The sequence below is a fragment of the Acanthopleuribacter pedis genome, from assembly GCF_017377855.1.
GTDB lineage: Bacteria > Acidobacteriota > Holophagae > Acanthopleuribacterales > Acanthopleuribacteraceae > Acanthopleuribacter > Acanthopleuribacter pedis.
This window is the reverse complement of sequence record NZ_JAFREP010000021.1, coordinates 62,603-76,303: the sequence shown is the minus strand read 5'-3', so window position 1 is coordinate 76,303 and position 13,701 is coordinate 62,603. Positions and strand designations below refer to the sequence as shown.

Here is a 13,701-nt window from a genome sequence, read left to right as displayed (position 1 = left end):
TGTAAGGGGGAAATCATACAACCCCTACCTTAGATAGCGCAATTTCTATGGGAATCCGTCTCAAAAAGTAAAAATTAATTGCCGCGTGGCTATGAACGAACCTTTTTTAATCGGCCTTGGGCAAGGCGTTGATCGGCATCCACAGTTCGCTTTGTTCGAACATGGCCGCCAAACGCAACAGCCTGGCCTCATCGCCGAAGCGCGCGGTGAACTGCACGCCGATCGGTAAGTCACCGTGATGGTGGAGTGGTAGCGAGACAGCCGGCACACCCGTCATGTTGGCCAGTTGCGTGAAGGGCATTTTATGCAAGTTTTTGAGGCTTTCTTCGCGAATACGTTTTTTTAACAGCCCCGTCAGGTTAAGGCGATTGATGAGGCCCAACAAACGTTTTTCGCCCGGCGACATCGCCAGCTCGCCGATTTTCATGGGCGGCGCGGCAAGGGTCGGGGTAAGCCATAAATCGTAATTTTGCATGAGGTTACCCAGGCTTCGCGCCGAGCGGTTCCAGGTTGCGCGACGGAAGGCATATTCCCCCGCGCTGAGCTTACGGCCCAGCAAACGCAGCGCCCAGGTGCCGACTTCGACGTCCGCTGGTTTGATGCGTCGTTCCAATAAATGTTCCAAATAGCGGATGGTGGCGTCGATTTGACCCTGGTACATAATAATATATGACTCGGCCAAATAAGCGCCGTCGTGGTCGGGTGCCGCTTCTTCAACGATGTGGCCCTGGTCTTCCAGAAAACGGGCCGTGCGTGTGACCGCCTCGACGCAGATCGGATCGACCGGGCCGCCCAGGGGTGATTGGGTACTGAAGGCGATTTTTTGCGGTTCTAACGAGGTTTGGATTTCCTCGCTGTAAGGGCGGACCGGTCGTGCGATGTCAAACGGCGCCCCGCAATCCGGGCCTTCCAGGATATCGAGCATGGCCGCGCAATCGCGGACCGTGCGGGTCAGAACATGGCCGACCACCGCGCCCTCCCAAATTTCGCCGTGATTGGGACCAACCGGAACTCGGCCGCGGCTCGGCTTGAGCCCGAGCAAACCGCAACAGGAAGCGGGGATGCGCAGGGAGCCGCCGCCGTCACCGCCGGAGGCCATCGGGACCATGCCCGCCGCGACCGCCGCCGCCGAGCCGCCGCTTGAGCCGCCCGGTGTGTGGTTCGGGTTAAACGGGTTGCGACAAGGTCCCCAGCGTTCCGGCTCGGTAATACCCATCAGGCCGAACTCGGGGCAATTGGTTTTACCGAGAAAGTTGAGGCCGGTGGCGCGCAGTCGGCGCGCCACCTCATTGTCGGCTGGAGGTCGGAAACCGTCGAGCGCGCGGCTGCCCATGCTCAGCGGCTCGCCCGCTACCGCGACTTCCAAATCCTTGAGGAGAAAGGGGACCCCGTGGAAGGGGCCGCGCGGTAATTCGGCAAGCGCGGCGCGGGCCTGATCGAACATGGTGTGGACCACCGCGTTAAGGGCTGGGTTGTGTTGTTCGATGCGTTCCACCGCCGCTTCGAGCAGTTCTTGCGGGCTAACTTCACCGTTTCGTACCAGCCCGGCCAGGCCGATACCGTCATAAGCATCGTATTCCTTCAAAGGGAGCTCCTGTGTAAATAGCGGCAAATGGTTGCGTTAGCTTGATTCTAGCCGAGTCGGCGCATTATCTGGAATGCTTTTTCGGTTTGTCCCGTGAGCAGCGGAGAAGCGGGCCGCGGTTTTCAGCTTGATCATTAAGAACCGAACCCTTGTTTGTGGCAACGAAGCGCGAAATGTGGAGACAACCTGCGTTTTCTGGTTCCGATTCCCATTGAATCTCCGAAAATTGAAAAGGTTGGGTCGGAAATGCACCCAATCATGCTTCGTAAAATCGGCTTGTAGCGGGTGTTTTCGTAGGGCGTGGGTCCCGGATGTGTTCCTTGTCACGGGGGAGAGGTCGAATTTCACATTGTCTCCCCATTTTTTCCTTACTCGCTGACTAACTTTAACAACAACCAAGGGCGGCACAGTGTTCGAGTCCTTCGCCAAAGAAGCCGCGTCCGCGCCCTCAGAAGAAGTGAGTAAAGCATGAACTTTTTTTCTCATCACCGCTAACCCGCTCCACCACCATCACCAAAGTTTCCATTCGCGCTCATGGCACGACTTGGAATTGCCCCGGATACCTGAAGGTCCGGGGCTTTTTTTATGACCGCGACATGGGATATGAGACGGTTCATTCGCGCCATACGACTTATGTTATGGTGTCTGTACACTGTTTCAGATCAGCGCATAGGAGAACACGCCTTCATGACCGAAAAAAGACGTGTCTTGGGTTATTTCTTTAATCGGCGGTCTCGTTTTGATTTATATTTTGCCGTGATCCTATTCGTGTTGGGCCTGGCCCTGTTTCTCTCTATTTATCCACCGCCTCGGGAGATGGTTTCCCTTGTTGCCGACTACCAGCGAGAGATGACATTGGAGATGTTCCAAACCGAGATTCAGACGAATCTGACTTTTTCTTCTGAAGAATCAGGCGCGCGAACGATTTCCTGCCGCATTCAAAACAATGTGTACCACGTTGATCCACAAACAACATCCCTGATGATCCGGGCTGAAGAACACGTTCTCTATTATGGTCGTTATGCCGACTATATGGACCTTTTGGTGCCGCCGGGAATTGATGGAACCCCGTTGACCCTGGCCCTGATTTTTCACACGGATGGTGCCTGCTTGATCTACGAATTTACCAACCTTCCAGCGCGTCCCTTTCGAATGGATCATCAGACTTTAAATATTACCTTCATGCCTTGGAGCTCCGCCGGCAATCGAATTGGTTTTTACTATCAAACAGATCAAACCTTGACGTGAGGCTTGCATGAAATACTACTTTGGAGAGTACCTTGTTGCCGGCACGGCTCTGTTTCTTTGTGTTTGGTATTTGGTTTCCATAATGTACGATCGCTTTGAGGAAGTTGTTGTTCCCGATCCTTATGGGACGCCGATTACACTTGAATCATCCGAAATGGTGCGGCGCTCCCGGGAGATGATCACCGGTCGGGAATGTGGTGTGATTCATGTTCAGTTTGATAACAACCCCTACGCTTTTGATAACCGAACTGAACTAATTTTTACCGCCGGTGAGGAAACGCTTTATCATGGACCTTTTCAAGAGCGTTTTGTGATGGGTATTCCCCATGGTGATGCAACGACGCTGCGTCTTGAGGTTTTGTTTCCAAAAAATGGCCGAACCTATCGTTCATATTTTCAACGGAAGCGATATTATCATTTTAGTGCGAATGAATATAACCTGCGGGTTGTTTTTATGCCGCTTAATCGAGGTTCAGCGGATATCGGTTTTTTTCTAGACGCACCACCCGAGTATTAGGTTCGGATTCTGATACCATTCGGTTTAGACCTAACAAACTGATTACCGGAGCTTTGTGATCAAGCGCTTTTGGGGTCCATGTCGCGGCACGCCCACCACACCCGGTAACCTGAAGTCAACTTGGTTTCAGGTGCTTGTCTTTCCAGGTGTGGCGGTTTTGGGTCGAGTTATGGTTGGTTTGGGGGGGAGACGCGAAAGTTCACGTTTGCCGATTTATCATTCCATGGGCCGGGCAGGTTTCGACTACCCAGGGTGTTAAAGCCGTTAAGACGGAAAATTTTGTGAATCATTTGTTCGTCTTTATTAACCGTGCCGTAGCTGTAGCTGGTATAGCCGGTGAATCCCCAAACACTGAGGCCGGGGATTTGTTGAGAAAGCTTCTCTGACATCGATGTATCAAAAGTCGCGTTCGTCGCTGCTGATTTGCATGAGTAGAACTGACATTCGCCCGTTTCAGAAAAAGCGCCGGGCGATAGTTGGCGAATCTCGGGGAAGCCCCAGCTGAAGTTACCTTTGTTTTTTTGTCCGTGGGCGCCTTCAAAACTACCTACATAACCATGGCCCATAAACACAAGGTTGGTGACGGGATCGGCCAACCTGCTCGGGCTTAGGTCTTTGTTGTCCACGTTTTTTGAATTAAGGTAGTTACTCAGTTCTTTGGCTGAACTTAAGAAGACGAGTTTGACGTCCAAACCTTTGGCCGTGTTTTTGATAGCGGCTTTGCCGTAAAGACTGTAGCCGGCATCCATTACAAGCCATGTGATGGGTTCGCCGCTTTTCTCTTTTTTGAATTCGTTGATTTGTTTGATCGCTGTTTCAATAAAATTATATTTATAACGGTCTTTATTGTGCTCTCCGCCGGAGACCACGACATCTTCCTTGCCGTCCGGGTCGACGGCGGTGGTGGGTTTGTTGGCAGTGTAGGTATAAGACGAAACATATTGACGTTTTGGATCGACTTGCAAAAATCGGGCATGTAGGGGGAGTGTGGCCGCTACCGTCAGCAGGGCCGGAAGGATGAAGCGAAACATAGGACCTCGTACATAAAATGAAACAAAGTTGAACCTAAAAGGCGCGATAGGCGCGAGGATTTGGCGCGGAATGGGTTGTACAGCCTAGGTATAAAGCAAGTCGGGGCCGCGTGCGATCAGCCCCGGCAGGTGCGGTAAAAAGTCTTACAGGCAATTTCACCTAAGAACCGCGATAACTCGCGGTGGTTATGGCTAAACGTCTGGGTTCCAACGGCTAGTGAAAATGCTCACTGCACCCAGTGGGTGCACGTCGTGCGCGACCCCGGCCCGCTTTTCCCAAGCCGTTTCGCTCCAGATCTTTAGCCAAACCCTTTCGCTTCAGCGCCTCTTAGGTTTCAACCCGGAGGTTTAGCTGAAAAAACCGCGGCATATTGCGCTTGAAAGGTTTAAGTGTCTCCGTTAGCCGAACGACACAGGTTATTTATTGTACGCGTGGAATTATTTTCAGTTCAAGTATTTTAGATCATGTGTTGGCTTTGTTCGGTTTACATAATTGTTCGCCTTTGTCATTCGTGTTGGTTAACTTGAACGTTACGGAAAAATAAAGTTGCGGAATGGAAACGGGCATGGGCGACCAAACCCATGCCCGGTTGTGGGCGTGGTTTCGACGCACGCCTCAAAAGGGGAGAGCGGGGTAGATGCCGCTCCCAATAATGTTGTTCTGACGTTTTCGTGGATTCGCGGGGAAACCGGCCGCGGACCTCGAACCTGCTAAGTCCAAACCGCGACCGGTCCAGCTGGTTCACGCGAGTACCTCGGTGACCATACCGGCCCCTACTGTTTTACTTCCTTCGCGGATCGCGAATCGGATACCAGGCTCTAACCCAACGGGTTTCATCAACGTGAAGCTGATGTCTTGCTGATCTCCCGGACTCACGAACACACCTGGATCACCAACATCAATCACACCGGTGACGTCGGTGGTACCGAAGAAAAACTGGGGCTGGTAACCACTGCCGAAGGGCGTGTGGCGACCACCTTCCTCCTTGCTCAGAACGTAAATGTGCGCCTTGGCGGTGGTGCGCGGTTGCAGCACGCCCGGTGCGGTCAACACCTGGCCGCGACAGACTTCTTCACGCTTGAGACCGCGAAGCAGCAAGCCGACGTTCATACCCGCTTCCGCCACCGCAACGTCTTGGTGGAAACTCTGGGCACCGGTGACCACCAAGGTGCGCTCACCGTCGCCTAAACCGACCAAGGCCACCTCGTCGCCGACCCGAACGCGACCGCGCTCAATGCGCCCGGTCACCACCGTGCCGCGACCGCCAATAGTCATCACGTCCTCAATCGGCATCATGAAGGGACCCTCGTAATCACGAACCGGATCGGGAATCGCGCGATCCAAGGTTTCCACCAAGGATTTGATCGCTTCCGTTTCCGGGGCGTCCCATTCGCCGCGTTGAATCGCCAGCAACGCCTGCAAGGCGCTGCCGAAGACAAAAGGCACGTCGTGGTAATCATGGGCGGCCAATTGCTCGCCAACCACCAGCTCGATCAATTCGGCCGTTTCTTCAAGTTCGTCCGCGTTGATGCAGTCCATCTTGTTGACGAACACCACCATGTGGGCGACACCCACTTGCTTGGCCAAAATGATGTGCTCTACCGTTTGCTTGGCAGGACCCTCGGTGGCGTCGACCAACAGAATGCCGCCGTCCATTTGCGAGGCGCCGGTAATCATGTTTTTGACGTAGTCGGCGTGGCCGGGGCAATCGATGTGGGCGTAACAGCGGGTCGCGGATTCGTAGCTGACGTGCGAGGCGTTGATGGTAATGCCGCGCTCGCGCTCTTCCTTGGCGCGATCAATCTGATCGAACTGCAGCGCTTTACCGCCGTATGTCTGGGCTTGCAATTGGGTGAGCACGGTGGTCAGCGTGGTTTTTCCATGGTCCACGTGACCAATAGTGCCCACGTTGACGTGCATTTTCATGGGACACTCCTGTTTAAATAATTAAAGAAGAACTTAGAAACATACTAACGCTTGTGTCTGGAGCAGCCGAAGGCCGCCGGCAACAAGGGTCGGTATTTTGTTGAAGGGTTCGGTATTTGTCTGGCGGCGGGTGATGCCGATCCAAGCAAAAGGCGAACCGCTCATGGGGTACAGATCCGCGGCGAAACGAGAAACGCTGATGTTGAGAGCGGGCTCTGTTGCTTGCGGTTTAACCCAACCAATAGGCACAGTTTGTCACCCGCATCCTGATCCTAACTTCAATAAAAGAAAGGATTAAGCGGAGGTACAGCAATGGCAGGAAATAAAAAAGGGGGGCGATGTGCCCCCCTCTTTCGGTAATTTGGTCGGTCGCGTTTTAGGCGATCATCAGCGGGGGCTGATCAGCTTGACGCCATGCATCATCCGACGAGAAGCCGAATGAACCAAACAGTGATGCTGAAGAAAAAGTTGAAAAACGCATGGCGTAACCCCATAAAAAATCTAAGACACTCATAAAGTAATCAAATAAAATGGCAAAGTCAAGTGGGAAAAAAGAAAAATGTTTTGGCGTCGGGTACAACCGATCATAATAGATAGGTACTTTGCAGACACAACACGTTTTCATTAACGGGCTCAAACCACTTTTCCGAACGGTGGGCGTGACGAAGGGCGGGCGAGGTTGCCGCATCGCGCCATGGACGTTATTCAGGCGTTTCTTCTTTGTCTTTGTCTTTGGCTTGAAACGGGGGTTGCCAATCGCCCGGGTGGTGAACGCCGCTGTATTGGCGGGCGTCCGAGGCGTCGCCGAAATCGGTGAGGTTTGGGTTCAATCCTTTTTGGAGACTGAACTCTTTGCGGCGGATCGCTTTTTGGAAGCTGTCGAATTTACCGGCATCGCGCAGGTGTTGGAACATGTGGTGGGCGTTAAACACCAAGCAAGGATAAGCGAAGCGGCGCGCGTAACGGGACGCGGCCGGGTGCATGCCCACCACAAAAAAGGCGCGTCCGAAGAAACTGTAGGAGAAATGAGGATCGTTGGGATCCTGGCTCACGCATTGATCCCACGGAATCAAATCTTCATCGTGCAAATGCTGCAACTGATGCCACATCATGTCCTCAAAATGCTGTTCGCTGGTGGGGTAGGGTTTGTCAAAACAGGCGATAAAGGTGTTGATGGAACCCAAACTCTCCTGGTCTTTGACGAACAGCGCGAGGTCTCGTGCCAAATCAGCGGTGGTTTCGGGCGTGCCCATTTCTTTATATAGGGTGAAGCGGTACATGTTGCTTTTAACCGCGGATTTGGCACCAACACAGGAAAACTGGGGTGAGAGCACCATGTGCCGGAACTGAGAATGGACGAATTGGGCGACTTCCTCAATGGGTTCGCCGGTAAGCTGGTTGACCAATTGGCCCTTGGCGTCGGGAACGCCGTAGCAGAGGCCCTCGATACAACGTGTGATGTCCATGATGTGCCCACCTTGCCCTGATCATCTGACGGCTGGAACCACCACACCGTTGGGCCTCACGAAACAGCTATCTGTTTAGGTAGAATAGGGTTGTGTGTTTTGTCCGGTGTGGTCGTTTTTACGTCTGCATTGAACTTACATGGTCGGCATGATCGCTGTCAAGTCGCGCATGGTTCGCAAACCAGAAGCTGGTTTGGTTTAGACAATTTCAAAGATACGAATGCCGTCGACCTCGGTTTTGTGGCTTCTCAGAATGTGCAAACCGGCTGTTTCTACCATGGCCGGAAACCAGCCTTTGCGGCGAAAGGTGCGAAATTGGCTGTAGTGGCCCGCGGTCCATTCGTCGATTTCCATGCGCCAGGTTGCGCGGCGGGTTTGTGGTTGGTCCAATTCCGCGACCACCAGGCGATCCGCAACTTGAAACATGCGCTGCAGCGATTCCACTGCCTGATCGTAGGCCATGCTGTGCAGGCACAGGGTTACCGCCGCGAAATCAAAGCGGGGCGTGAGGTGGGCGCGCATCTCGGCCGGATCCTGATGCACAAAATCCACATGGCGCAAGGCGCATGAGGCGCGGCGTCGGTGGGCCTCGCGGATCATGGCGGGATTGAGGTCCAAACCGAGACCGCGGTGAATCTTGGGCGCGGCGCGAAACAACAAATCACCGGAGCGGCAACCCGCTTCCAGGACGGTGGTACCCGGTTCAATCATCGCGGTCAAATGATGGCGGATTGGGGTCAGCAGATGATCGGTTATGCGGTTTTGTACCGAACCAAAGGATGTCGCTATCATAAGATTCACCTCACCCGCCGCGGGCTAAGGCCCTTGGCTGAGAACAATCATCGGTTTTTACCTAAGAGGCGCTGAAGCGAGGGATTTTGGCTAAAAATCTAGAGCGAAATGGCTTGGAAAAAGCGGGCCGGGGTCGCGCACGACGCACACCCGGTGGCCCTAAGCATTTTTACAGGCCGTTGCAGCCCAGAGGTTTAGCTAAAATCACCGCGTCAGCGCTTCTTAGGTTTTAGCAACCGATAGTGGTAGGTGTCTCCCTGGCGCGAGATCCTTCGTTTTTTCTGAAATACTTTTTCCCGACTGAAAATTAAAAAGGCGCCGCTGCCTAGCCCGCACTTCTCACAAGGATTCGTCGCGAGAAGCAGAAAGCCTTCTGAGTACCAAGATTACGACCGAGAGACGGCACAGGGGTCTGACCATTCGGCGTAGCAGCTGAGGCGAAGGCGGCTCGACCGAGTAACACGGAAGGCCGCCCCCTCGTAATCGCATGGCTTTCGGCTTCGTAGCAGAATTCCTTGTGAGAAGTGCGGGCTAGGTTGAAACGGCGCCTTTCCCTTTGTTTGATGCGTTAGAAACGTCGGGTAACCCCGAACGATGGGATCAGAGGCAACCAGTAGTCCTCGGTGATGTACAGATTGAACCCGGTCTCTTCCGAGTAGAAGAACTCATGGTCGATACAGCATAGGTTGTCCGCGCCCAGGATATTGTTGACCTCAATGAAGAAGTTCCAACTCCCGCGACGTCGCGGAATGGTGTGGCTCAAGCGCAGATCAACGCGCGAAAAGTCCCGCATGCGTTCGCTGTTGCGTTCGCCGAAGAAGGGGACCAGGTCGAGGGAGCCGTCGTCGTTGGTGCGCGGCAGCACGTACAGCGGTGTGATCGGCCAGCCCGTGTGGTAGGAGCCGGCCAAGTTGAGGTGCCAGCGCGGCGAAAATGCGAAATTGAGCCCAAGCTGGGCCGCGTGACGTTGGTCGCGGTTGCGCGCATACCAAACATCATCGATTTTTTCGCGGCTGCTTCCGTAGCTGTAGGAAAACCAGGTTGACACCGGATAGGCCGGGTTGGATTTAATAAACAGCTCGGCGCCGTAGGCCTTGGCCGATTCCGGGTCCACCAGCAGGCGGTCGTCCTCCGATTCGGGGAACAGGGCCACCGGGGTGTAGCGGTTTTCGTAACGCCAACGGGGATCGTCCACCAGCTTGTAGTAGACCTCGCCGCGCATCAACCAACCGTACCGCCATTTTTGTTCGACGGCCGCTACCCAGTGCTGTGCCTTTTGCACCGGCCCGAATTCCGTTTGGCCGTCACCGATGGCCAACTCCGGGGTACGCGGCGCTTGCTGGAACAAACCCCAGGCGAAGCGAAAGCTGGTGTGGTCATTAGGTCGGTAACTCAAATTAAGGCGTGGGCTGATCTGATGGGCGTCGTCTTCGATATAGGATTGCCAATCGTAGCGGAGGCCCACATCGGCCTGCCATTTTTCGCTTAGCTCGGTGCGCATGGCCGCGAAGGCGTAGGCTTGTTCACCGGAGGGTTTCAGGAACAGGGCGCGGTTCAAGTCAATCGGTTCATTTTGGTGGGCTACCAGCGATTCGTTGTTAAATCCTTCCGAGACGTAGAAATATTCGGTTGATTGGGTGCGAAACACCAGGCCGAAGCGCCAGTGTCTTCGGTCGCTTTGCTGCCACGCCAGGCGTTGCTGGACCTCGAAGAATTTGGTTTCGCGGGCGTCGTCCAAACGGAATTGGGATTCGAGTCGGCCCATGCGGTTGGTACGTTCCTGAAAGCCGGCGCGTTCGCGGTTGGCCTCGGAATAGGCCGCCAGGCTCGAGAGTTCGACTTTTTCGTTCAGTTGGTGTTCGGCACGGAACCATACGTAATGGTCGTTGGATTGGAAATTGGCGTCGGTAATGTTGCCCAGCAAGTTGGTACCGAACAGGCCGTTTTCCTCGTCGTAACGTACCAAGTCGTCAATGGACAGGACGTTGAGTGAGAAGTCCCATTTCGCGTTGGGGGCAAACGCAACTTTGGCTAAAATATCGCGGAACTTAAAGCGTTCACCTGTTTCGAGCTCTTGGTTGGGGCCCTCGTCGGTCAGGCTGAAGTTGAAGTCGGCAATTTTGTCGAGCGCGCGGGCTAGGTCGAGGTAGCCGTTGCGGAAGGAAACCAGCCAGCGACCGCGACCTTCCGCGAATCGATCCGAACTGCGTACGTGTGAGTTGAGGAAACTCAGGCCGATCTCGGTTTGCCATGGATCTTGTGGCTGTTTGGTTTTGAGGTCGATCACGCCGCTGAGCGCATTGCCGTAATCGGCGGGATAACCGCCCGCCAGAAAGGTGACCTCGTCAATTGCTTCTGAGTCAAACACGCTAAAAATGTTTTGCAGGTCTTTGAGGTGGAAGGGATCGTAGATTTCGATACCGTCCAGGAGCACCATCACCTCGTTTTCCTCGCCGCCGCGAATGGAGAATTTTGATGAAAAATCCCCGCCGGCGATGCCGGGGAGACGGCCGATGGCGCGGTACAGGTCGTCGGAAAGCCTCGGCAACAAATCGATTTCCGCTTTGGTGAAAACGACCTGACTTTCGGGACCTTCGCTAAGCAGGGTATAGGTGCTTGGGGTGACCACCAGTTGTTCGAGCATGACGGGAATCGGCGCCAATTCAATATTGAAATGTTTGAAGCGGTCCTGCACGGTGAGTCGGTACTGTAACGGCAAAAAACCCTCTTTTTCGAGGGTTAAGGTTTTCGGCGGTTCGGCGCGCCAGGGCAAAACAAAGCCGCCGCGTTTGTTACTGGTGACGGCGCGGCGTTGATCCTGGTCGGCGATGATGCGCACGCCCGCGACGGGTCGACCCGTGTCACGATGTAAAACCGTGCCGTTGGATTGCGGCGTAAAATCCAAAGCGGCACGGTCGTTTTTCTTGATGACAATTAAGGTTTTCGAGGGGCCGTCGCGCACGGCCAAACCGTGCTGGGCGAGAACCTCGTCCAAAAAGGCGCGTCGTTGCTGATCGGTCATGCTTTCCAGTGGACCAACCGCGCTTTGCGGTTGGGCGCGTACCTTCATACGGCGTTTCACCAGGGCACTGGAGTAAACAATGTTGAGGTCGTACTCACGCAGTTGTTTCAAAACCTTTCCCAGCTTGGTGCCTTTCCACTTTTTGACCTTAACGCGGTCTTTGGCGGCGAGGGCGGGAAGGGTGTTGGGGAGGATGAGGATAAGCGACAAAAAGATTGGTCGAATGAGGGCAGTCAAGCCATGGGCCATTACAGGTGTGCTCCAGATGCTTCCTTGATCAGGATTTTGCCGCCTTGGCGTTCGTGCTCAAGGCCGCATGCAGGTAGAACCACTTCGAGAAGCGTGTCGGGTGAGAAGCCGGCAAAGTCGCCGTTTATTTCGGTGAGTCGGTGGTTGGCGGCGACGGCCGTGTCTTCGAACACCATATCGAAGCCGCGTTCACGGGCGTACCAATCAATAAAGAACCCCAGATTTTTGCCTTCAAACGTTGGAATCGGGGCGATCCCGCTGACCCAGTCCCACGAAGCGTCGTGGGCATCAAGATTCATTATGCGTTTTACCACACCTGAGGCACCGAGGCGAAGTTCGGTTCTAGCATTTGCAAAAGCTTTTCCCGAACCATGACTTAACTCGATCTCACCTTCTCGCACACGAACGCTTAATCCCTCGCCGTCGAGGCGAACCTCGAATTGGGTGCCAATGTCACGCACATCACCCAGGCTGGTATGAACGGTAATGGATTCTCCGGTGGTGGTACCACCGGTGGCGGAGGAGAAATACACCGCGCCTTGTTCCAGCTTCAAATTGCGAGGGTCTTGGTAAACCAGACGTGAGGCTTGATCCAAGCGCAACGACATACCGTTGCTGAGTTTGGCGGCCAGGCGTTCACCCGCGCCGGAAACAATGGTGGCGCCCGGCGGAATTTCGTCGCCAACCGATAGGACGTGGCTGGTGGGTGTGGTGCCCAATTGCAGAAATACCTTGCCTTCGAGCCGGGTGACCATCGCGCCGCCCTCGGCCGGCACCACCACCGGCGCTTGCCACGGGGTAACCACCGCCAAAAAGTAAACCGCCGCAACCGCCGCAACCGCGCTGAGGCCGCCGAGGCCGTAGCGCAAACGCGTGCGCCGCTGCTGTTGGGCGACACGGTTTTGCCAATGCGCTTGAACCGAAGCTCGAACACGGGCGGTCTGAACCTCGTCGGGTTCCTTGGGCGCGCCTGCCGTCCGCAGCAATTGGCCAAGCGCGTCCATGTCTTTGGAATCAGATTGATTCATGTCAGTCCTCCGGTGTTGAGTTGGGTTACAAGCGTTTGGAATCCGTCTCGAAACGCTTGACGGGCTCGGGTGAGCAGGGATTCGGTGGCCTTGAGTTTGAGATCGAGTTCGTTCGCGATATCCTGAACCGGCCAATCCTGGATGTACTTCAACATCAACACCTTGCGGTGGTTTGGCTTCAAGTGATCAAGGGTGACGTGGACCAAGCGAACCACTTCCTTGCGTTCCATGATCTCCGTTTGATCCGCGTCCAGACTGGTCAGCGATTCGAGCACGGCGCGCAAATCGTCCTGATCCTCGGCCAGGGACGGCGACTCTTGGTAACGCTGGTTCTTGCGATACCACGCGCTAATTTCGTAGCGGCAAATGGTACACATCCAGGTGAAAATCGCCGCCTCACCTCGGAAGGTGTCCAAGCGATCCATGGCGGTACAAAGCGTGGCTTGCGCCACATCTTCGGCCGCCCTGGCGTCGTTTTTCAAACGTACCAAGGCGAATCGGTACAAACGGGGAAAGTATTCGTCAAAGAAACTGGTGAATGCCTGTTGGTCACCTTTTAGCATGCGTTTGATGAGTGCTTGCTCACCGGTCACACGTTTGAACAATGAAGCCTCCACAAGCCTTGCGCACAAGCTTGAGCAGTGTGGGATGGATGGTAGACCTTGTTTGGGAGCACGAATGAATGCAATGCATGAACCTGAACGATCAGGTCCATAGCCGCGTGGAAACGATTCACGCTTAGCTTATACAGATGAGTGTCGGGCGGGGGAATCAATCCTTCGAAAAAAAGTGAAAAAAGTTTCCCTGTTTTTACAAAAAATTGATCCGGTGTTTGG

General features: G+C 54.4%; 10 protein-coding genes. 2 read left to right on the top strand and 8 right to left on the bottom strand.

Features of this window, described 5'->3' with window-relative positions:
* Positions 1-106: 106 nt before the first annotated feature.
* Positions 107-1,585 (bottom strand): amidase, encoded by a 1,479-nt coding sequence (locus J3U88_RS21380; protein ID WP_207861016.1) that lies wholly within the window; start codon positions 1,583-1,585, stop codon positions 107-109.
* Between the two features lie 687 nt (positions 1,586-2,272).
* Here J3U88_RS21380 and J3U88_RS21375 point away from each other — a divergent pair.
* On the top strand, positions 2,273-2,833 hold the full coding sequence (locus J3U88_RS21375) for a hypothetical protein (protein WP_207861015.1): 561 nt from the start codon (positions 2,273-2,275) through the stop codon (positions 2,831-2,833).
* 7 nt (positions 2,834-2,840) lie between these two features.
* Positions 2,841-3,350: a hypothetical protein gene (locus J3U88_RS21370; protein ID WP_207861014.1), complete on the top strand. Its 510-nt coding sequence runs from the start codon at positions 2,841-2,843 to the stop codon at positions 3,348-3,350.
* Between the two features lie 167 nt (positions 3,351-3,517).
* On the opposite strand, the gene J3U88_RS21365 is transcribed toward J3U88_RS21370, so the two are convergent.
* The 7 genes from J3U88_RS21365 to J3U88_RS21335 all read right to left on the bottom strand — a co-directional run bounded on the left by J3U88_RS21365 (position 3,518) and on the right by J3U88_RS21335 (position 13,470).
* On the bottom strand, positions 3,518-4,381 hold the full coding sequence (locus J3U88_RS21365; RefSeq protein ID WP_207861013.1) for a hypothetical protein: 864 nt from the start codon (positions 4,379-4,381) through the stop codon (positions 3,518-3,520).
* A 742-nt stretch (positions 4,382-5,123) separates the two neighbouring features.
* Positions 5,124-6,308, bottom strand: coding sequence for an elongation factor Tu (locus J3U88_RS21360; protein ID WP_207861012.1), 1,185 nt, complete (start codon positions 6,306-6,308; stop codon positions 5,124-5,126).
* 701 nt (positions 6,309-7,009) lie between these two features.
* Positions 7,010-7,774: a guanitoxin biosynthesis heme-dependent pre-guanitoxin N-hydroxylase GntA gene (gene gntA / locus J3U88_RS21355; RefSeq protein ID WP_207861011.1), complete on the bottom strand. Its 765-nt coding sequence runs from the start codon at positions 7,772-7,774 to the stop codon at positions 7,010-7,012.
* Between the two features lie 198 nt (positions 7,775-7,972).
* On the bottom strand, positions 7,973-8,566 hold the full coding sequence (locus tag J3U88_RS21350; RefSeq protein ID WP_207861010.1) for a class I SAM-dependent methyltransferase: 594 nt from the start codon (positions 8,564-8,566) through the stop codon (positions 7,973-7,975).
* 568 nt (positions 8,567-9,134) lie between these two features.
* Positions 9,135-11,798, bottom strand: coding sequence for a TonB-dependent receptor (locus J3U88_RS21345; RefSeq protein ID WP_207861009.1), 2,664 nt, complete (start codon positions 11,796-11,798; stop codon positions 9,135-9,137).
* A gap of 38 nt (positions 11,799-11,836) precedes the next feature.
* A complete protein-coding gene (locus J3U88_RS21340; RefSeq protein WP_207861008.1) occupies positions 11,837-12,865 on the bottom strand; it encodes a FecR family protein in 1,029 nt (342 codons plus the stop codon).
* Entirely contained in the window at positions 12,862-13,470 is a 609-nt protein-coding gene (locus tag J3U88_RS21335; RefSeq protein ID WP_207861007.1) for an RNA polymerase sigma factor, read from the bottom strand. The genes J3U88_RS21340 and J3U88_RS21335 overlap by 4 nt, the downstream gene beginning before the upstream one ends.
* Between the last annotated feature and the right edge of the window lie 231 nt (positions 13,471-13,701).